Genomic DNA, 19,765 nt, shown 5'->3' with positions numbered 1-19,765 from the left:
ATGTATGCCGACGCGCTGCGGGCCTATTCGCCCCAAAACGAGCAGGAGGACGCGGACCGGCGGATGATCCTGGAGTATATCCGCCGTTTTCCCGACAATATCCTCACCCGGGACAACGCGATCGCCCACATGACCAGCTCGGGTTTCGTGGTCAACGCCGACGCCTCCAAAGTGCTGATGGCCCACCATAACCTCTACCGGGTGTGGGCCTGGACCGGCGGCCATGCCGACGGGGAAGCCGACCTGCTGGCGGTGGCCCTGCGGGAGGCGCGGGAGGAGACCGGCGTGGAGCATGTCCGGCCCCTGTCCGCACAGATCGCCTCGGTGGATATCCTGCCCGTCTGGGGCCACGTGAAGGGGGGGGCGGTATGTATGCGCCCACCAGCATCTGAACGTCTCCTATCTTCTGGTGGCCGATGAAACCGATCCGCTCCGGGCCCGGGAGGGGGAGAATACCCGGGTGGGCTGGCTCCCGGCGGAGCGTCTGCTGGAATACACCCGGGAGTGGCAGATGGACGGGGTGTATACCAAGCTGCTCGCCCGCGCCAGGGCGCTGCTGGGCCGGGAGACCGGCCGCGCATAGGAAGACGGCGGGCGGCTGGAACGAGAAAACCCGTGCGCGGCTCAAACTGAGCCGCGCACGGGTTTGCATCCGTTCCCATCCGGTCCAACTCCGGTCAAGCGCCGGAACAGCGTTTGACCGCGCGCAGCGTGCCGGGCCTTTGGAGCCGATCGCCGCGCCGAAGACACGGCGTCAGTCGCCGTCTTTCGCTTCCGTGGGGGGCAGCTTGGATACCAGGGCCCACTCCACCCGGCGGTCGGTGAGTTCCTCTACCTTGATGTGCAGACCGCAGGCATCCACCTCCGGGTGGCTGCCGTCCTCGGGAATGACGGAAAGCTGGGCAAAGACCAGACCGCCCAGGGTCTCGGTATCCTCGTCCTCAGGGAACTGCACGTCCAGCGCCTGGGCTACGTCGTCCAGATCGGCCCCGCCGGCGATCCGCCACAGATTGTCGCCCAGAGGCACGATCTCCTGGTCCTCCAACGGGTCGAACTCGTCGTAGATATTGCCCACGATCTCCTCCAGCAGGTCCTCCATGGTCACCAGACCCGAGGTGCCGCCATACTCGTCCACCACGATGGACAGGTGCACCTTCTTGCTCTGCATGTCGCGGAACAGAATGTCGGCCCGCACCGACTCGGGCACGAAATAGGCCGGGCGCAGCAGCTGGCGAAGGGGTTTGGGGGCGGGTTTGCGGGCGTTGAGCAGCCAATCCCGGGTGTTGAGGATGCCGATGATATCGTCGGCGTCCTCCTCGTACACCGGGAACCGGGACAGGCCGGAGTCCTCGATGGTCTGCTCGATCTCCTCCGCCGTGTCCTCCGCCCAGAGCATCACCATATCGGTGCGGTGGACCATTACGTCCTCGGCGGTGGTGTTGTTGAACTCAAAAATATTCTCGATCATTTCTTTTTCGCCGGACTCAATGGCGCCCTGCTCCTCGCCGATATCCACCATCATGCGGATGCCCTCTTCCGATACCTCATCGCCCTCCTCGTTGGGGTCGATATGTACCAGACGGAGCACGCCGTTGGTGGAGACGGTCAAAAGCCAGATGAGCGGGCGCATGGCCACCGACAGCGCGCTTACCACACCGCAGGCAAAGCGGGCCACCGGCTCGCTCTTCTTCATGGCGATGCGCTTGGGCACCAGCTCCCCGAAGACCAGGGTAAAGAAGGAGAGGATCACGGTGATGAGGATGACCGACAGGGTGTGGACCGCCCCGGCGGCGGCGTCGGGCAGGGCGTACTGAACGGTAAAAAAGCGGGTGATGCGTCCGGCAAAGTTGTCCGCGGCGAAAGCCGAACCCAGAAAGCCCGCCAGGGTGATGCCGATCTGGATGGTGGAGAGGAAGCGGGTGGGCGTCTCCACGATCGCCAGCAGGCGGACGGCCTTTTTGTCGCCCTCCTCGGCCTGGCGGCGGACCACCGCCTCATTCAGGGAGAGGACGGCGATTTCCGTGGCGGCGAAAAAGGCGTTGAGGGCGATGAGTACGACTTGTAAGAGCAGCTGCGGCCATAACGGGGGTTGCAAAACAAATTCCTCCTTAAAAAATACGGGACAAATTGGATGCGATACAAAATTCAGTATACCATGTTTGCGAAAAAAATCTATATAAATGAAGAAAAAACTTGGGATGCATGGTATAATAGCCGCGATGCGGCTGTTATGCCGCTTGCCCGGCACGCTGCGTTCCCGCCCTGCGGGCTTCCGCAGCGAACGGGTTGGCATCTGTGGGATCCGGGCGGCAACGCGGCGCTTCCGCCGCGCAGGCCCCATATGTAATCCTGACAACGGAGTGAGCGGATATGAACCAAGCAAAACCGCGCCGCGGCGCGCTGCGCAGATGGCTGGACGAGCCGGGGGTCTTCCTCAAGTGGGTGGTCTTTGCCTGCGTCATCGGCATCGTGGTGGGCGGCGTGAGCACCGCCTTTTATTTCTGCTTTCACTGGGCCACCACCCTGCGGCAGGCCCACCACTGGCTCATCGTTCTGCTGCCCGCCGGGGGCGCGGCCATCGTGCTGCTCTACCGGGCCTGCGGGATGGAACGGGACCGGGGCACCAACTTCGTGCTGGTGGCCGTGCGGGAGGACCAGCCCCTGCGCCTGCGTACCGCGCCGCTGGTCTTCCTTTCCACCATTATTACGCATCTGGTGGGCGGCTCCTCCGGCCGGGAGGGGGCCATCCTTCAGATCGGCGGCTCCATCTCCTCCAAGATCGGCCACTGGATGGGGCTGAACGACAAGGACCGGCGCATCATTACCATGTGCGGCATGTCGGCGGCGTTTTCCGCGCTGTTCGGTACGCCCCTGACGGCGGCCATGTTCGCCATGGAAGTCACCAGCGTAGGCGTGCTCTATTATGCCGCCATCGTTCCCTGCGTCCTCTCGGCCATCATCGGACTGTGGGTGGCGCAGTTTTTTGGCGTGCCCGGCACTGCCTTTGACCTGGCGGGGGTGCCCGATCTGACCCCGCTGACCCTGGTACAGGTGATCGGTATGGGCATTTTGTTTGCCGCCCTTTCCATCCTGTTCTGCCGGCTGATGCACGCCGCGCCGAAGATCTACGACCGTTTCCTGCCCCGGCCGGTGCTGCGGGCCGCAGTGGGCGGAGCCGTCGTGATCGGGCTGACGTTCCTGGTCTGGCTGTGGAACCCGGGCACTTACGACTATAACGGCGCGGGGGAGGCGGTCATCCACGCCGCGATCGGCGGTCAGGCCCGGCCCGAGGCCTTTTTTCTGAAGATGCTCTTCACCACCATCACGCTGGGAGCGGGGTTCAAGGGCGGTGAGATCGTTCCCGTTTTCTTTACCGGGGCGACCTTCGGCTGCACCGTGGCCCCGCTGCTGGGACTGCATCCCTCCTTTGGGGCGGGGCTGGGCATGGTCAGCGTCTTCTGCGGCGTCACCAACTGCCCGCTGACCTCCCTGCTGCTTTCCCTGGAGCTGTTCGCCGGAGACAGCTACGGGATGTTTACCGGACAGAGCCTGGGGCTCTTCGCCGTCTCGATCGGCGTTTCTTATATGCTTTCCGGTTATTATGGCCTGTATAGCGAACAAAAAATCGTTTATAGTAAGCTCAAACCGGAATTTATCAATAAGAAGGCGAACGAGCATGAGCAGAAGTGAGGCCCTGTTTTTCGGCGGAAGCATTTTGACCATGGAGGATGCTCCGGCCCCGGAGGCGGTGCTGGTCCGGGATGGAAAAATTGCCGCGGCGGGCCCGCTGGCCGCCCTGACGGCGCTGGCCCCCGGCGCCCGGCGGCGGGACCTGGAGGGGTGCTGCCTGATGCCCGCGTTTTTGGACGCCCACTCCCACATCACGGCGTTGGCCTCCACGCTGGGCCTGTGCCAATTGGGGGCGGCGGGCTCCTTTCGGGAGATCCGGACGGCCCTGCAGGACTACCGCGCGGCCCATCCGCAGGGGTGGACGGTCGGGTTTGGCTACGACCACAACGTGCTGGACGAGCGGGCGCACCCCACGCGGCAGGTGCTGGATGAATGTATGCCCGGAGTCCCTGTCCTCATTACCCACGCATCCGGCCACATGGGGGTGGCCAGCACCGCCGCGCTGGAGGCCATGGGGATCACCGCGGACACCCCGGACCCGGAAGGCGGCAGGATCGGCCGGGAGGCCGACGGACGCACGCCCAACGGCTACCTGGAGGAGACCGCCTTCCTTCGCATCCGCGCCGCCCTGCCCGCGCCGTCCCGGGCGGATGCGTGCAAGGCCCTGGCGGCGGCGGAGCAGGCCTACCTGTCCCACGGCATTGTGCTGGCCCAGGAGGGGCTGGCCGACCAGGGGCGGTACGATCTGCTGGCATCGGCGCGGCTGACGGTGGACACCGTGGGCTATGCGGATTTGAAACATGACCCGGACCTGGCGGAGCGGCCCGGGATCGGCGGGTATAAGATCTTTCTGGACGGGTCGCCCCAGGGACGCACCGCCTGGATGCTGGAGCCCTACGCGCGGCAGGAGGAAGGGGAGACGGATTACCGGGGCTACCCGGTCTATTCCGACGACGAAGTGACGGGATTTTTGCGTACGGCGCTGAAGCGCAGGCGGCAGATCCTGGCGCACTGCAACGGCGACGCGGCGGCGGAACAGTACCTGCGCTGTATGGAGCGGGCAGCGGCGGAGACCGGCGTGGAAGCCGCCTGCATCCGGAGCGTGATGATCCATGCCCAGCTGGTCCGCAGGGAGCAGCTGGAGCGGATGAAACGGCTGGGGATGATCCCCTCCTTTTTTGCCGCCCACCTGTGGTACTGGGGGGATGTCCACACGGAGAACTTCGGAGCGCGGCGGGCCGCCTCCATCAGCCCCCTGGCCTGGGCGGCGGAGCTGGGCCTGCCCTTTACGCTGCACCAGGATACCCCGGTCATCCAGCCGGACATGCTGGAGAGCGTGTGGTGCGCGGCGTGCCGGGTGACCCGGCGCGGCGCGGTGCTGGGTCCGGAGCTGCGCCTTTCGCCGCGGGAAGCGCTCAAGGCTGTCACCATCCACGCCGCGTACCAGTATTTTATGGAGAACGAGCGGGGGAGCATCGCCCCCGGCAAGCGGGCGGATCTGGTGATCCTGAGCGGCGACCCGACGGCGGTAGAGCCCATGTCCATCCGGCAGATCTGGGTGCTGGAGACCATCAAGGACGGAACGACGGTATACGCGCGCTGAACGAAAGCGCGCGGAGGGCGGCCTGGCGGGGCGCTCTGCCGGAAGGGAGAAGGGAGCGATCGTATGAACCTGTTTGATATCATGGGGCCGATCATGGTGGGGCCGTCTTCGTCCCATACGGCGGGGGCGGCGCGGATCGGGCGGATTACCCGGCGGCTGCTGGGGGAACCGCCTGTTTCGGCCCAGCTGCTGCTCCACGGGTCTTTCGCGGCCACCGGCGCGGGGCACGGCACCGACCGGGCCCTGGTGGCGGGGCTGCTGGGCATGCGGCCTGACGATCCCCGCCTGCCCCGCTCCTTTGAGCTGGCGGAGGAGGCCGGGATGGACCTCGCGCTGGGAAAGACGGTGCTGCGCGGAGCGCACCCCAACACGGTGCTGCTGCGGGTGAAGGGCGGCAGCGGCCGGGAGATGGAGGTGGTGGCCTCCTCTCTGGGCGGCGGCCGGGTGAAGGTCTGCTCCATCGACGGCCTGGAGGCCAGCTTTACGGGGGACCTGCCTACCCTGATCATCCGCAACCGGGACAAGCCCGGCATGGTGGCCGAAGTCACCGGCGTGCTGTCCCGGCGGCAGGTGAATATCGCCGCGATGCAGCTCTACCGGGATATGCGGGGCGGTCTGGCGGTGATGGTCATCGAGAGCGACCAGCCCATCTGTGGCGCGGCGGCGGAGGAGCTGCGGGCCTGCCCCGGCATCGTCAGCGTGACTTATCTGGATCTGGAAGGAGAGGAATGAGCCATGGCGTTTTCATCCGTTGAGGGACTGTTGGCGGCTGCCCGGACGACGCCCCTGTGGCAGGCGGTATTGGAGGACGACCAGCGGGACCGGGGCGTGGCGCGGGAGCATTCCTGGGCGCAGATGGAGCGTCTTTGGAAGGCGATGCAGGCTCCGCTGGAGGACTATGATCCCGCACGCCGCTCGCCCAGCGGCCTGAGCGGGGGAGAGGGCGCCCGGCTGGACGGGACGGGACCGGGCCTGTGCCCGCCCTTTCTGCGCAGGATCATTGCCGCGGCGCTGAAAACGGGGGAGTGCAACGCCTGTATGCGCCGCATCGTGGCCGCCCCCACGGCGGGGGCCAGCGGCGTGCTGCCCGCAGTGCTCATCCCCCTGCGGGAGCGGGACGCGCTCAGCGACGAGGTCATGATCCAGGCCCTCTATGTCGCCGCGGGCTTTGGGCAGGTCATCGCCACCCGCGCCTCCATCGCCGGTGCGGAGGGGGGCTGTCAGGCCGAAGTGGGCTCCGCCTCCGGCATGGCCGCCGCCGCGCTGGTGCATGTGATGGGCGGAACGGGGGAGCAGATGGCCCATGCCTGCGCCATGGCCTTGTCCAACACCTTGGGGCTGGTGTGCGACCCGGTGGCCGGGCTGGTGGAGGTGCCCTGCGTCAAACGCAACGTGATGGGGGCGGTCAACGCCCTGTCCTGTGCAGAGATGGCCCTGTCCGGCGCGGAGAGCGCCATTCCCTGTGACGAGGTCATTGACGCCATGCGCGCCGTGGGCGACGCCCTGCCCGCCGCGCTGCGGGAGACGGGCGGAGGCGGATTGGCGGCCACACCCACCGGCAGAAGGATCGCGGAAGGGATGTAGGGGGCGATTCGCGGAAAAGCGGCAAAGCGCCGCCCGGAGAAGGATCAGGAGGAAGAGAACGATGCTGCAATTCAACCATTTCAATTTCAACGTGCTGGACCTGGAACGCTCGCTGGCCTTTTACCGGCAGGCGCTGGAGCTGGAGACGGTCCGGGAAAAGACGGCCCGGGACGGCTCCTTCCGGCTGGTGTACCTGGGGGACGGGGAGACCGGCTTTTTGCTGGAACTGACCTGGCTGCGCTCCCGCACCGAGCCCTACGACCTGGGGGAGCAGGAGTTCCATCTGGCATTTCGGACCGACCGGTACGACGCGCTGTATGCCCGCCACAAGGCCATGGGCTGCGTGTGCTTGGAAAACCCGGCGATGGGCGTCTATTTCATCGAGGATCCGGACGGCTACTGGATCGAGATCGTCCCGGCCCGGGAGTAGGATACATGGGGAAAAACGGTAACGGACGCCTGGCCTGGGCGGACCTGCTGCGCTGCGCCGCGCTTTTTGCAGTCGTCCTGCTCCACGTGTCCGGCGCGCGTCTGGCGGATGTGCCGGTGGATTCCGGGGCATTTCAGGTGCTCAATGTTTACGACGGCCTGACCCACTGGTGTGTGCCAGTGTTCGTGATGCTGTCCGGCGCCTTCCTGCTGGACCCCAAGCACAGCCTGCCTCTGCCCAAACTCCTGTTCCGCCACATCCTGCGCATTTTTACGGCCCTGGCGGTGTGGGGCGCGGTCTACGCCGTGGCCAACCATCTGGAGCAGGGCGGCGCATGGACCTGGCCCGGGGTGCGGGAAGCCCTTTGGCAGGCCCTGCGGGGGCACACCCACTATCATTTGTGGTTTTTGTATATGATCCTCGGCCTGTATCTGGTCACGCCGGTGCTGCGGGCCTTCGTCCGGGGCGCGGGCCGGGGGGACTTTCACTGGTTTTTTCTGCTGGTGTTTGTGTTTACCTTCCTGCTGCCCACCCTGCTTCGCCTGCGGCCCAGCCAGACGGCGAGCCTTTGGATCGGCAATCTGAACCTGCATCTGGTCCTGGGCTATGTAGGGTACTACGTGCTGGGCTACTATTTGAAGCAGAACACGCTCAGCCGGGCGGCGGAATTTGCGCTCTATCTGCTGGGCGCGCTGGGGGCGGCGGTCACCGTGGGCGGGACGGCCCTGCTCTCCCGGCAGCGGGGGGAGCTGGTGCAGGTCTTTTATAATTACGACAGCCCTAATGTAGCGCTGATGTCCGTGGCGGTATTCGTGCTGTTTCGGTATGTGCTGGGGGTCAGCGAGGAGCGCTCCCGCCGGGAGCGCCTGTCCAAAGCCGCGCAGGTGAGCTTCGGGATCTATCTGGTGCATGACCTGTTTCTTATGCTGCTGCGCCGCGTTGGGATCGACGCGCTCTCCTTCGCGCCGGCGCTGGCCGTACCGGTACTGGCGGCGGGCATCTTCCTGTGCTCCTTTGCCGTGGCGTGGGTGCTCTCCAAGATCCCCCTTGTGGGCCGTTATCTCACATAAAGGAGCCAAAGCCATGCTCTTTTCCAGCTCCCTGTTTCTCTTCCTGTTCCTGCCCCTGGTGCTGCTGGTGTACTATCTGCCCCTGCGCCGCCGGAGGCAGGGGCAGAACGTGTTCCTGCTGGCGGCCTCCCTGTTGTTTTACGCCTGGGGGGAGCCCTGGTTCGTGCTGGTCATGATCGCCTCCATCCTGGCCAACTACGGGTTCGGGCTTTGGGTGGACCGGCGCCGCCGGGCGGGGGCCTCCTGCCGCCTCCCGCTCCTGGCGGCCGCGGCGGCCAATCTGGGGCTTTTGTTTGTCTTCAAGTACCTGACCTTCGTGCTGGACACCCTCAACCGGCTGGGCGGGCATTTTGCAGTGCCGGGGATCGAACTGCCCATCGGCATCTCCTTCTTCACCTTTCAGGCGCTGAGCTATGTGCTGGACGTGCACCGGGGCCGGGGCCAGGTCCAGCGCGACCCCCTGAAGGTGGGACTGTACATCGCCTTCTTTCCCCAGCTCATCGCCGGACCCATCGTCAAATATGAGACGGTGGCGGAGCAGATCGACGCCCGAACGGAGACCTGGACGGACTTTGCCTCCGGGTGCCGCCGCTTTCTGGTGGGCCTGGGGAAAAAGGTGCTCCTGGCCAATCAGCTGGCCGTGGTGGCGGACCGGGCGTTTTCCCTGGGCGGCGGGGAGCTCTCCGCCGCCTTTGCCTGGCTGGGGTCTTTGTGCTACACCTTTCAGATCTACTATGATTTTTCCGGCTACTCCGATATGGCCATCGGACTGGGCAGGATGTTCGGGTTCCACTTTCTGGAGAACTTTGATTATCCCTATGTTTCCCGCTCGATTACCGAGTTCTGGCGCCGGTGGCATATCTCCCTGTCCGCTTGGTTTCGGGATTATGTGTATTTCCCACTGGGCGGCAGCCGGGTGGACTCCAGGGCCAAGCACATCCGCAACCTGTTTGTGGTGTGGCTGCTCACCGGCGTGTGGCACGGCGCCAACTGGACCTTCCTCGCCTGGGGGCTGTTCTACTTCGTGCTGCTGGTGCTGGAGAAATACGCCCGCCTGGGGCGCGGCTGGCCCGCCCCCCTGCAAGGACTGTATACCTTCCTGATGGTGAATTTCGCCTGGGTACTCTTCCGGGCGGACAGCCTGGGCGCGGCCGGGCGGTATCTGGGCGCCATGCTCGGCCTCGGGGCCGCAGGCTGGGACAGCCTGTTTCTCCTCTACCTGCGGGAGAACGTTCTGGTGCTGCTGGCGGCGTCGGCCTTTTCCGTGCCGGCGGGGCGCTGGCTGCGGAAAAAGACCACGGCCCGGCCCAGTCTGCTGCTGGACGTGGGGTACGCGGTGCTGATGCTGCTCCTCTTCGCGGCGGCGGCCAGCTTTCTCATCAAGGGGACCTACAATCCCTTTATCTACTTTAACTTTTAGGGAGGGGAAGAGCGGTGAAGCGCAGAGATACCCTGACCGCGCTGGGATTTTTGGCGGCGCTGGCGCTGGCCCTGGCGGTAGTGGTCTCCTCCTGCTTCGGGGGAGAGGGAGCGCTGGAGACCCTTTTGAAGCAGGCCCTCCGGGACCGGGACGTGCAGGCCGTGCTGGACGGGGCCGAACGCGCCGTCAATCAGGACCTGGATCGGGATCATTTTTTCATCCAGCTGTTTGGCGGGGTACAGCGGCTGTCTGGCCGCCGGGTGGTGGAGGACGCCGTGGGAGAAAACACGGTGGTAAAGCTCTCGACCGGGGCTCTGAACTTTGTTGATCTGACCGGTCCGGACCCCGCGCCCCAAGCCGCCGAAAACGCCGGGGCTACGGCGGCCCTCGCCCAGGACCTGTCGGAGCGGGGCATCCCCTACCGTTTCCTGCTGGCCCCCCAGAAGATCGGCCGGGATCAGGCGCTTTTGCCCACAGGGGTGACCGACCGCGGCAACGCCGCGGCGGACGCCTTTTTGGCGGGGCTGGCGGAGGCGGGCGCGGCCTATACCGACCTGCGGCCGCTCTTTGAGGAAAACGGGAGCTATGCGGACTGGTTCTTCCGTACCGACCACCACTGGAAGCCGGAGGCGGCTTTTTTTGCCTGGCAGTATCTGACCGGACTGCTGGAAGAGGAATACGGCTTTGCCTGCGACGCCGCCCTTACCCAGGCGTCCAACTGGGACACCCGGGTGCTGGAGGACTTTTTCCTGGGCAGCCAGGGCAAGCGGGTGGGCACGCTCTATGCCGGGACCGACCGCTTAACGCTCTATACCCCGAAGTTTGAAACGGAGCTGACCTACGCCTGTCCCTTTTACGCCATCGACCGCAGGGGACCCTTCCAAACATCGGTCTGCTTTCCCGAACGGGTGGCCCGGCGGGACTGGTTCGGCGGCAATCCCTACACCTATTACGCCGGGGGAGACTACCCCCTGGCCACCGTCACCAACCACCGAAACCCGGACGGCCCCCGGATCGTGCTCCTCCGGGACTCGTTCGCCTGCGCGCTGACGCCCTTTTTGGCGCTGTCCTGCTCGGAACTGGTCACCATCGACCTGCGCTATTTTTCCGGCGATCTGCTGGACACCGTCGTGAAGCTGGAGCCCGACCTGGTGCTGAGCCTGATGACGGCGGGTTCGACGGGAAACGCAGCGCTGTTTCCATCCGAAGCCGCATCGGAGGAATGACCCTTGGACGAAGGTAAGACGCTCCCCTCCCACCGCCGCCTTCGTGTTCCAGCGGCTGCTGCGCCGGCGCGGCGCTGCTTTGGGACGCGCTGCGGCTGGACACAAAAAATTTACTTTCCAAATCCGGACGGCTGTAGTAAAATAACTGCGGTTTATTTAAGAGAGAAACAGACATCCTACCCGATGGAGGTATGACATGAGAAAGACCAAGATCATCTGCACCCTGGGCCCTGCGGTAGACAGCGAGGAGACCATCCGAAAGCTGATCCTGGCGGGCATGAACGCCGCCCGGTTCAACTTTTCCCACGGCACCCATGAGAGCCACAGGGCGCAGCTTTTAAAGCTCAAGCGGGTCCGGGACGAGCTGGGGGCCCCCGTGGCCACCATCCTGGATACCAAGGGCCCCGAGATCCGGGTGCGCGCCTTTGCCGACGGAGCGGTGACCCTGGAGCGGGGGCAGGCGTTTACCCTTACTACCGACGACGTGCCCGGCGACGGCAAGCGGGTGTCGGTGACCTACGCCAATCTGCACAACGAGGTGGGCCCCGGCTGCCGCATCCTGGTGGACGACGGGCTCATCGAACTGCTGGTGCAGGAGGTCTTAGGCCATGAGATCCACTGCACGGTGGAAAATGGAGGCGCCCTGTCCAGCAATAAATCCATCAATATTCCCGACGTGCATATCCTGCTGCCCTCCCTGACGGACAAGGACCGGGAGGACATCCGTTTCGCCGTGGAAAACGATTTCGACTTTATCGCAGCCTCCTTCGTGCGCAAGGCCGGCGATGTGGAGGATATCCGCGCCGAGCTGCACAAGCACGGAGGAGACGATATCCGCATCATCGCCAAGATCGAGAACCGGGAGGGCGCGGACAACCTGAACGAGATCATCGCCGCCTCCGACGGCGTGATGGTGGCCCGGGGCGATCTGGGCGTGGAGATCCCCGCCCATGAGGTGCCCATCCTCCAGAAGAAGATGATCAAGGCCACCATCCGGCAGGGCAAGCCGGTCATCACCGCCACCCAGATGCTGGACTCCATGATCCGCAATCCCCGGCCCACCCGGGCGGAGGTGTCCGACGTGGCCAACGCCGTGTTCGACGGCACCTCCTGCGTGATGCTCTCCGGCGAGACCGCCTCGGGCAAATACCCCATCGAGGCGCTGGAGACCATGGTGGATACCGTCCGGGCCGCCGAGGGAGCCATCGACTATTGGGGGCGCTTCCGGGAGAGCAGCCTGCTGCCCGGCGTGTCCACCATCAGCGACGCCATCTCGCACTCCGGCTGCCTGACCGCCATGGATCTGAAGGCCACCGCCATCCTGGCGGCCACCAAGTCCGGCTATACCGCGAAGGTCATCTCCCGCTTCCGCCCCGCCTGCCCCATCGTGGCCCTGTGCCAGACCGAGTCGGCCCGGCGGCAGCTGGCCGTCTCCTGGGGCGTGCACCCCTACCTGTCCGGAGAGGTGGACTCCACCGACCGGATGTTTTCCCTGGCCGTGGAGGTGGCCCGGAAGGAGGGCGCCGTCAAACCCGGCGACACGGTGGTGATTACGGCCGGCGTGCCCATCGGCATCTCCGGCACCACCAACCTGATCAAGGCTCAGGTCGTGGGCGAGCGCCTGTAAGCCGCGCAGAAAAACCCGCCCCGGCGTTTCAAACGCCGGGGCGGGTTTTGGTTTAAAACAAATAGTGACGGGGCTTTTTTTGCAGTGTGACCCAGCGGACTTCCGTGAATTCCTCGATAGCCATGAAGCCGTTCTTGCCGCTTCCGCTCTCCTTCATGCCGCCCAGGGGGGCGTGGGGCTCGTCGCCCAGGGTGCAGTCGTTGATGTGGCAGCAGCCGGCCTCCAGCCGCTCCGCCATGTCCCAGCCCCGGGCAAGGTCGCCGGTGATGATGCCGGACGAGAGGCCATAGTCCGTGTCGTTGGCAATGCGCAGCGCGTCCCCGGCATCCTTGGCAATGATCACGTTGGCCACGGGCCCAAAGACCTCCTGATGGGCGATTTCCATCTCCTCGGTCATGACCAGCACCGTGGGCTCGTATACCAGGCCGTGGTTCTGCCCGCCGCAGAGGATTTCGGCGCCCTGTGCCCGGGCGGTCTCGATCTGGCGGAGGAGCGTATTCATCTGACTTTGGTTGATCAGAGGGCCGATGATGGTGTCGGGCAGCTTGGGGTCGCCAAACTTCAGGCTTTTGGCCTTGGCGGTGAGTTTTTCCAGGAAGGCGTCGGCAATGGACTGCTCCACCACGATACGCTTGGTGTTCATACACACCTGCCCCTGGTGCATATAGCGGCCGAACGCGGCGGCGTTGACGGCATAGTCCACGTCCGCGTCTCCCAGCACGATCAGGGGACAGTTGCCGCCCAGTTCGGCGCAGAAGCGCTTGAGGTTCTGGGCGCACTGGACATTGAGGGCGCGGCCCACCTGCGTGGAGCCGGTAAAGGTGATGCACCGCACCCGCTTGTCGCTGGTGAGCACATCCCCCACCTCGCCGGAGCGGCCCGGGCCGGTGGTGACCAGGTTGAATACTCCTGCGGGGAAGCCGGCGTCCGCAAAGAGCTGGGCCAGCATGACGCCGCCCACCACGGAAGAGGCCTCGGAGGTCTTGAGGACCACGGTGTTGCCGCAGGCCAGCGGGAAGACCACCGCCCGCAGCGCCAGCAGCAGCGCCGCGTTCCAGGGGGAGATGCACCCCACTACGCCCATGGGCTGGCGCCACATCATCCCGACGCAGTCGGGCGTCTCAGAGGGGAACATCTGCCCGTGGACATTGAGGACCTGGCTGGCGGCTTCCCGCAGGAACTCGGGGGAGTTTTTGGCCTGGAATTTGGCGAAGGGTGTGGCCGCGCCGGTCTCACGGTTCAGCGCGTCCACGAACTGATCCATCCGTTCCTCCAGCAGGTCGGCCGCCCGGTTGAGCAGCTTGCGCTTTTCCACCGGGTTGTAGGCCTTCCACATGGGGAAGGCGGCCTGGGCGGCGTCGATGGCCCGGCGGGTATCCTCGCCGCCGCCGTTGGCCACCCGGGCGAAGACCTCGCCAGTGTAAGGGTCGCAGTCGTCGTAGAATTGGCCGCTCATGGCGTCCACCCACGCGCCGCCGATGTACATTTTCTTGCAGTCGGACATGATGACAATATCTCCTTTATTGTTGGGTTTCGTCCTGCTTGCCCTTGCACTTGCCGGTGACGCACAGCAGCAGCGCCGCGCCGATGACGTCGATGACGATGAACACGCCGTAGGGCAGCGTGTAGTCCCCGCCGGACTTGCCCAGCAGCACGGCCATGATGAGGAAGGCGAACTTCTGCAGCAGGGAGGCGATGGGAGAGACGAGGCTGTTGGCGGCGGTGAAGTCATACTTGCCGTACACGGAGATGACCATGGAGGGCATCAGGTTCAGCAGGCCACCGATGCCCAGGCCCACAAAGACGATGGCGATGTAGGTGAAGATGGGCAGCTTGGCGAAGATGAGCAGCAGCAGGGCGATGATGTAGGAGGCGGAGTAGATCACGCTGGCGGTCTTGGTGCCGATCTTCTGGTCCAGCCAGCCCCAGAAGTAGCTGCCGAACAGGCCCACGACGGCGGCCACGGTGAGCATCATCAGGGCGGCGGGCTGGGAATTGCCCACGCTGATCATGCGGGGCACGAACTGGCTGACAATGCCGACGGTGACCATCCACAGCAGGCCGAAGCCCAGGGCCATGCACCACATGTCCTTGTCCCGGAGCAGCTTGCCCAAGGTAAAGGGACTCTTATAGTGGTGGACGGCTTCCGCCTGAGCCTTGAGATCCACGCCCTCGTCCCGGATGTTGTCGGGATACGCCCCGACATCGTGGGGATAGTTTTTGACCCAGAGAAAGGAGGCCGCGCCGAAGACGATGACCACCACGCCCACGATGGCGCAGGCGTTGGGGATGCCGAATCTGCCGAACAGAACGGAAATAATGGCCACGAAGGTGGCGGTGCAGAAGGGGGCGCCCATGGTGGCCCAGCCCAGGGCGATGCCCTTCTTGCGGGGGAACCAGTTGTTCATCAGGGTGGAAGTCACGATCAGGCCGAAGGCGTTGGCCATGAAGGTGAACAGGGTCAGGCAGACCAGGAACATGGTGGGGGAGCTCACCCGGCCAAAGAGGATGTAGATCAGGCCCGTGACGATCAGGGTGACTGCGGACAAATTACGGGCGCCGGTCTTCATAATAAGGCGGCCGAAAACGATGCCGCCCAGCACGCCGATGATGCCGGCGGGGGTGGCGAAGCCCAGCAGTACGTTGGGGTCCCAGCCGTGCAGGGCGGCAAATGCTTCAGGGTAAACATTCAGGGCGTCCACTGAAAGGCCGGCCCAGAAATAGTAGAGCAGAAACGCATAAAGTATCATGCTCCAGCCCCAGGGGCCAAACTTGCTGTTGGTCAGTTGCTTGTTGGTTGGTTTGCCCATAATAATCCCTCCTGTTATTTGTATTGCTGGCGTAATCATATAAAAAAGAACGCCCGTTGTAAAATGAACTTTTACATGATATCATGCAGTAAATACATAGTACAGGAGGGGGCATATGCTGGAATTCGACGTAAGTCTGCTGCAGATCCAGGTATTTCTGGCCGTGGCGGAGCAGCACAGCTTTTCCAAGGCGGCGGAGCAGGTAAATCTGGAGCAGTCCACCGTCAGCCGCCGCATCGGCGTGCTGGAGCGGGAGCTGGGCGTGCGGCTGTTCCGCCGGGAGGAGCGCCCGGTGGGGCTGACCGAGGCGGGGGAGCTGCTCTACAGCCGCTGGCGGCCGCTGCTGGCCGCCTTTGAGCAGTCCGTCCAGGTGCTGGAGCGCTTCCGGACAACTGGGGCCAGCCGCCTGCGGGTATGCACGGTGGATTCCCTCAATGTACTCAACGATATGCCGGAGGTGCGCAACGCACTGCTGCGCCGGCAGCCGGAGGCCGACCTGTCCTTTGAATACGCCTCGTTTTCTCAGTGGCGCTCCAAGCTGCTGCGGGACGAGGTGGACGTAGTGCTCACCATCGCGTTCGACGCGGGGGAGGCGGAGACGGAGCTGGAGCAGGAAGAAATCTGCACCTGTCCCAAGCTGGTATGTATGCTGCGCTCCAATCCGCTTGCCCGGAAGGAGCGGGTAACCTATGAGGACCTGCGGGGGCAGCGCTTTGTGGGTATACGGGAGCAGGAGACGCCCCGGTATGCGGCCTACGTGCGGGAGATCTGCCTGCGGCAAGGCGGCTTCATGCCGGATATCGCGGTGTGGACCTCCAACGCGCACGGACTGATCAGCGCGCTGCAGCGGGACGACGAGGTGCTGGTGTGCGACCGGTTCCTGCGGGACTATGCAAACCCGCTGCTGCGGGTTTTCCCCCTGCCGGACACATGGAGCGCTCTGTGCGCCGTCCGGCGGCGGGGAAACGCCAACCCCCTGCTGATGGCTTTTTTGGAGGAACTGCGCCGTTATTACCGCTGAAGGCGCCGGGCCGGCCCGTCCGTTTGGATCCGAAAGCCCGCCGCCGGGGGCACGCGCCCAGCCTGCATCTGCCGTCGCCGGGCGGCGGGGGGGTCCCGCCAGCCGCCTGAGGCGCATAAAATAGGCGCAGAGGTGATTGAGGACATGGAAAACCGCATTCTGGCCCGCCTGCGCCGGAGTATGGGCGTGGAGCCCTGTGGAGCCGACCCGGCGTGGCTGTTGACGCTGCTGACCCTGCTGCCGGTCAATACCTATACCCTGGAGGAGTGGAACCAAGCGCTGTCCCAGGTGTTCGGGCGGCAGATCTGCTGCCCCTCCTACCGGATGCTGGACAGGTATTTACACCGAGCGGTTTTGGATGTAAAATAAAGTCGAAGCGAAAAAACAAGGAGGTGCTTTGTTGAAACTGACCTTTTTCGGCGCGGCCAGGGCGGTCACCGGCAGCTGCCACTGCGTGGAGTGCGGCGGGAAGAAGATCCTGGTGGACTGCGGCTTGCAGCAGGGCAGGGACGAGCGGGACAACCGCCAGCTGGACTTCAGCGCCGGGTACATCGACGCGGTGGTGGTCACGCACGCGCACATCGACCACTCCGGCCGCATCCCTCTGCTGGTGAAACAGGGATTTCAAGGCAATATCTACTGCACCCGCCTGACCGGGCAGCTTTTGTCCATCATGCTGCGGGATTCGGCCCACATCCAGGAGAGCGACGCCCAGTGGACCAACCAAAAGGGCAGGCGGGCCGGCCGGGAGCCGGTGGAGCCCCTTTACACGGTGGCGGACGCAGAGGAAGCGGTGAAACGCATCGTCACCTGCGAGTACGATTCGGAGATCCAGATCGCCGACGGGGTGAAGGCCCGCTTCGTGGATGCCGGCCATCTGCTGGGTTCGGCCAGCGTGGAGATGTGGCTCACCGAGGGGAGCGAGACGCGGAAGATCGTCTTCTCCGGGGATATCGGAAACCGGGACCAGCCCATCATTCGGGATCCCCAGTACATCCGTCAGGCCGATTATGTGCTCACCGAGAGCACTTACGGCGACCGTCTCCACGATGTGAGCGAGCAGCCGGATTACACCGGCGACCTGGCCGCCATCATTGACGAGACGCTGAGCAAGGGCGGGAACGTGATCATCCCCTCGTTCGCCGTGGGGCGTACCCAGGAGCTGTTGTACTTTATGCGGGAGATGAAAGAGCAGGGAATGGTCAAAAGCGTCCCCAACTTCCAGGTCTATGTGGATTCCCCCCTGGCAGGAGAGGCCACGCGTATTTTTTCCGGCGACCTGCACGGCTATCTGGACGAGCAGGCCATCCAGGCGCTGAAAGGCGGGGCCCTGTTCCAGTTCCCGGGGCTGAACATCACCGAGAGCAGCGAGGAGTCCAAGGCGCTGAATCTGGACAAGTCGCCCAAGGTCATCATCTCGGCCTCCGGCATGTGCGACGCCGGGCGCATCCGCCACCATCTCAAGCACAACCTTTGGCGGGCGGAATGCGCCGTGGTCTTCGTGGGCTACCAGGCCGAGGGCAGCCTGGGCCGGCGGCTGTTGAACGGGGTTTCCTCCGTGAAGCTCTTTGGGGAGGAGATCGCCGTCCGGGCCCGGATCGTCAATTTCCACGGCCTGTCCTCTCACGCCGACCGGGACGGCCTGCTGCAGTGGATCGACCACTATCAGCCCAAGCCGCGCCAGGTCTTTGTGGTCCATGGAGACTGCAAAGTCACCGAGATCTATGCGGATACCCTGCGCCAGCGGGGCCTTCCCGCGCACGCGCCGGACTACGAAGAGGTCTACGATCTGCTGGAAAACCGCGTACTGGCCGCCGGCATCCCGCTGCCGCCCAAGTCCGCCGCCGCGGCCCCTGCGGCATCCCCGGCCTACCGGCGTCTGGAAGACATGGGCGCACAGCTCATGCAGGTCATCGCCCGCAACAAGGGCGGCGCCAACAAGGATCTGGGCAAGTTTGCCGACCAGCTGCGCGCCCTCATCGAGAAGTGGGACCGATAGGGCGGAAGCAGGCCGCATAAGCGTGCTGCAAAGCCGCCACACCAACCCCAAACGTGCAAAAAGCCGCCGGGAACTCCGACTCACGGAGTTCCCGGCGGCTTTTTGCAGCTGGTCCGGGCAAGTCATGCTGCATAATCATTTCATTCTCTGCCATACTAACCCCATCAAGGAAGAAGCAGGGGAAACGGCATGGAACGATTTCAACTGAAACCGACGATCTATTTTGGCCCGGACGCGCTGGCGGCGCTGGATGCGCTGGCGGGAAAGCGGGTGATGGTCATCACGGACGCGTTCTTATCCAGCTCCGGACTGCTGGACCGGGTGACCGCCCGCCTGACCGGCTGCACGGTGGAACGGTTCACCGAGGTGGTTCCCGATCCCTCTTTGGCCCTGGTGGCGCGGGGGGCCCGGGCGCTGGCGGACTTCCGGCCGGAGGCGGTGGTGGCCTTCGGCGGCGGCTCGCCCATGGACTGCGCCAAAGCCATGGTGGAGTTCGGGAAAAAGCTGGAGGCGGGGCTGGCTCCTCTTTTTTACGCGGTGCCCACCACGGCGGGGACCGGATCGGAGGTGACCTCCTTCGCGGTGCTCACCGATACGGAGCGGGGGGTCAAGTATCCCCTGGTGGACGATGCCCTGCTGCCGGACGCGGCGGTATTGGACGCCTCGCTGCTGGCCGGCGTGCCTCCCGCCGTCACGGCGGACACGGGGATGGATGTGCTCACCCACGCCGCCGAGGCCTACGTGGCGAAACAGGCCAGCCCCTTCTCCGACGCGCTGGCGGAGCAGGCCTTCTCACTGGCCTATGAACACCTGAAGCCGGCTTATGAGACGGCGGGGGAGAGCCGGGCCAAGGAGAACATGCTGCTGGCCTCCTGCATGGCGGGGATGGCGTTCAACGCCGCCGGGCTGGGCCTTTGCCACGGTCTGGCGCACAGCCTGGGCGGGCGCTACCATGTGCCCCATGGGCGGCTCAACGCGCTGCTGCTGCCTCACGTCATCCAGTTCAACGCGGCGGACGCCGGAGCCGCCCGGCGGTATGCCCGGCTGGCCGGGCGCTGCGGCCTGGCCCAGAACCCCCGGGCGCTGGCCGCGGCACTCAACCGGCTGCGCGCCGCCCTGAAGCTGCCCGACCGGCTGAGCGCCTGCGGCGTGGAGGCGGGGCAGCTCCGGGGAGACATGGACGCGCTGGCCGAGGCCGCCCTGGCCGACCTTTGTACCCCCACAAACCCCAGAAGCGTCTCGGTGCTGGACGTGAAGGCGATCCTGAAGGAGCTGGTATAGCATGGCGGGGCAGTGTTTCCCGGCAGGCATTGCCGGCGGAGCCCCGCCTCCACCGGGCCGGCGG

17 protein-coding genes and 1 pseudogene are annotated in these 19,765 nt (G+C 64.9%); 15 read left to right on the top strand and 3 right to left on the bottom strand.

The features are described from left to right. A pseudogene (locus H8S57_RS13680) lies at window positions 1-583 on the top strand (NUDIX hydrolase). A 171-nt stretch (window positions 584-754) separates the two neighbouring features. Here the strand turns inward: H8S57_RS13680 and H8S57_RS13675 are convergent. Further along, a complete protein-coding gene (locus H8S57_RS13675) occupies window positions 755-2,095 on the bottom strand; it encodes a hemolysin family protein (RefSeq protein ID WP_243204832.1) in 1,341 nt (446 codons plus the stop codon). A 275-nt stretch (window positions 2,096-2,370) separates the two neighbouring features. Here H8S57_RS13675 and H8S57_RS13670 point away from each other — a divergent pair, with 275 nt between their 5' ends. The 9 genes from H8S57_RS13670 (at window position 2,371) to pyk (ending at window position 12,590) form a co-directional block, all read left to right on the top strand. Further along, the gene (locus tag H8S57_RS13670) at window positions 2,371-3,690 is read left to right on the top strand and encodes a chloride channel protein (RefSeq protein ID WP_186908590.1); all 1,320 of its coding nucleotides are present in this window, start codon (window positions 2,371-2,373) and stop codon (window positions 3,688-3,690) included. Further along, window positions 3,677-5,233, top strand: coding sequence for an amidohydrolase (locus H8S57_RS13665; RefSeq protein ID WP_186908589.1), 1,557 nt, complete (start codon window positions 3,677-3,679; stop codon window positions 5,231-5,233). Before H8S57_RS13670 ends, H8S57_RS13665 begins: the two co-directional genes overlap by 14 nt. Window positions 5,234-5,296: 63 nt before the next feature. Further along, window positions 5,297-5,965 carry an L-serine ammonia-lyase, iron-sulfur-dependent subunit beta gene (gene sdaAB, locus H8S57_RS13660; protein WP_186908588.1) on the top strand — a complete coding sequence of 223 codons (669 nt, stop codon included), beginning with the start codon at window positions 5,297-5,299 and terminating at the stop codon, window positions 5,963-5,965. A 3-nt stretch (window positions 5,966-5,968) separates the two neighbouring features. Continuing rightward, window positions 5,969-6,817, top strand: coding sequence for an L-serine ammonia-lyase, iron-sulfur-dependent, subunit alpha (gene sdaAA, locus H8S57_RS13655; protein ID WP_186908587.1), 849 nt, complete (start codon window positions 5,969-5,971; stop codon window positions 6,815-6,817). A gap of 61 nt (window positions 6,818-6,878) precedes the next feature. Continuing rightward, window positions 6,879-7,247: a VOC family protein gene (locus tag H8S57_RS13650; RefSeq protein ID WP_186908586.1), complete on the top strand. Its 369-nt coding sequence runs from the start codon at window positions 6,879-6,881 to the stop codon at window positions 7,245-7,247. A 5-nt stretch (window positions 7,248-7,252) separates the two neighbouring features. After that, window positions 7,253-8,317, top strand: a complete 1,065-nt coding sequence (locus tag H8S57_RS13645) for an acyltransferase (RefSeq protein ID WP_186908585.1) — start codon at window positions 7,253-7,255, stop codon at window positions 8,315-8,317. Window positions 8,318-8,330: 13 nt separating this feature from the next. Further along, the gene (locus tag H8S57_RS13640; protein WP_186908584.1) at window positions 8,331-9,737 is read left to right on the top strand and encodes an MBOAT family O-acyltransferase; all 1,407 of its coding nucleotides are present in this window, start codon (window positions 8,331-8,333) and stop codon (window positions 9,735-9,737) included. Window positions 9,738-9,751: 14 nt separating this feature from the next. Beyond that, a complete protein-coding gene (locus tag H8S57_RS13635) occupies window positions 9,752-10,963 on the top strand; it encodes an alginate O-acetyltransferase AlgX-related protein (protein WP_369807631.1) in 1,212 nt (403 codons plus the stop codon). A gap of 196 nt (window positions 10,964-11,159) precedes the next feature. Continuing rightward, window positions 11,160-12,590 (top strand): pyruvate kinase, encoded by a 1,431-nt coding sequence (gene pyk / locus H8S57_RS13630; RefSeq protein ID WP_186908583.1) that lies wholly within the window; start codon window positions 11,160-11,162, stop codon window positions 12,588-12,590. Between the two features lie 52 nt (window positions 12,591-12,642). On the opposite strand, the gene H8S57_RS13625 is transcribed toward pyk, so the two are convergent. Beyond that, the gene (locus tag H8S57_RS13625) at window positions 12,643-14,094 is read right to left on the bottom strand and encodes an aldehyde dehydrogenase family protein (RefSeq protein WP_186908582.1); all 1,452 of its coding nucleotides are present in this window, start codon (window positions 14,092-14,094) and stop codon (window positions 12,643-12,645) included. 16 nt (window positions 14,095-14,110) lie between these two features. Then, window positions 14,111-15,400: an MFS transporter gene (locus H8S57_RS13620; RefSeq protein ID WP_186908581.1), complete on the bottom strand. Its 1,290-nt coding sequence runs from the start codon at window positions 15,398-15,400 to the stop codon at window positions 14,111-14,113. 115 nt (window positions 15,401-15,515) lie between these two features. On the opposite strand from H8S57_RS13620, the gene H8S57_RS13615 reads away from it, so the two are divergent. From H8S57_RS13615 to H8S57_RS13600, 5 genes are all read left to right on the top strand, one after another. Further along, on the top strand, window positions 15,516-16,421 hold the full coding sequence (locus H8S57_RS13615) for a LysR family transcriptional regulator (protein ID WP_186908580.1): 906 nt from the start codon (window positions 15,516-15,518) through the stop codon (window positions 16,419-16,421). A 144-nt stretch (window positions 16,422-16,565) separates the two neighbouring features. After that, on the top strand, window positions 16,566-16,790 hold the full coding sequence (locus H8S57_RS13610) for a hypothetical protein (RefSeq protein WP_186908579.1): 225 nt from the start codon (window positions 16,566-16,568) through the stop codon (window positions 16,788-16,790). Window positions 16,791-16,821: 31 nt separating this feature from the next. Next, window positions 16,822-18,420 (top strand): MBL fold metallo-hydrolase RNA specificity domain-containing protein, encoded by a 1,599-nt coding sequence (locus tag H8S57_RS13605; protein WP_186908578.1) that lies wholly within the window; start codon window positions 16,822-16,824, stop codon window positions 18,418-18,420. Window positions 18,421-18,442: 22 nt separating this feature from the next. After that, window positions 18,443-18,628 carry a hypothetical protein gene (locus H8S57_RS17125; RefSeq protein WP_207723803.1) on the top strand — a complete coding sequence of 62 codons (186 nt, stop codon included), beginning with the start codon at window positions 18,443-18,445 and terminating at the stop codon, window positions 18,626-18,628. Beyond that, window positions 18,610-19,701, top strand: a complete 1,092-nt coding sequence (locus H8S57_RS13600) for a 1-propanol dehydrogenase PduQ (RefSeq protein ID WP_186908577.1) — start codon at window positions 18,610-18,612, stop codon at window positions 19,699-19,701. The genes H8S57_RS17125 and H8S57_RS13600 overlap by 19 nt, the downstream gene beginning before the upstream one ends. The last annotated feature ends 64 nt before the right edge of the window (window positions 19,702-19,765 follow it).

The sequence above is a fragment of the Lawsonibacter hominis genome, from assembly GCF_014287895.1.
Lineage (GTDB): Bacteria > Bacillota > Clostridia > Oscillospirales > Oscillospiraceae > Lawsonibacter_A > Lawsonibacter_A hominis.
Note: the sequence above shows the minus strand (reverse complement) of the source record. Positions and strands in the feature narration are given on the sequence as shown.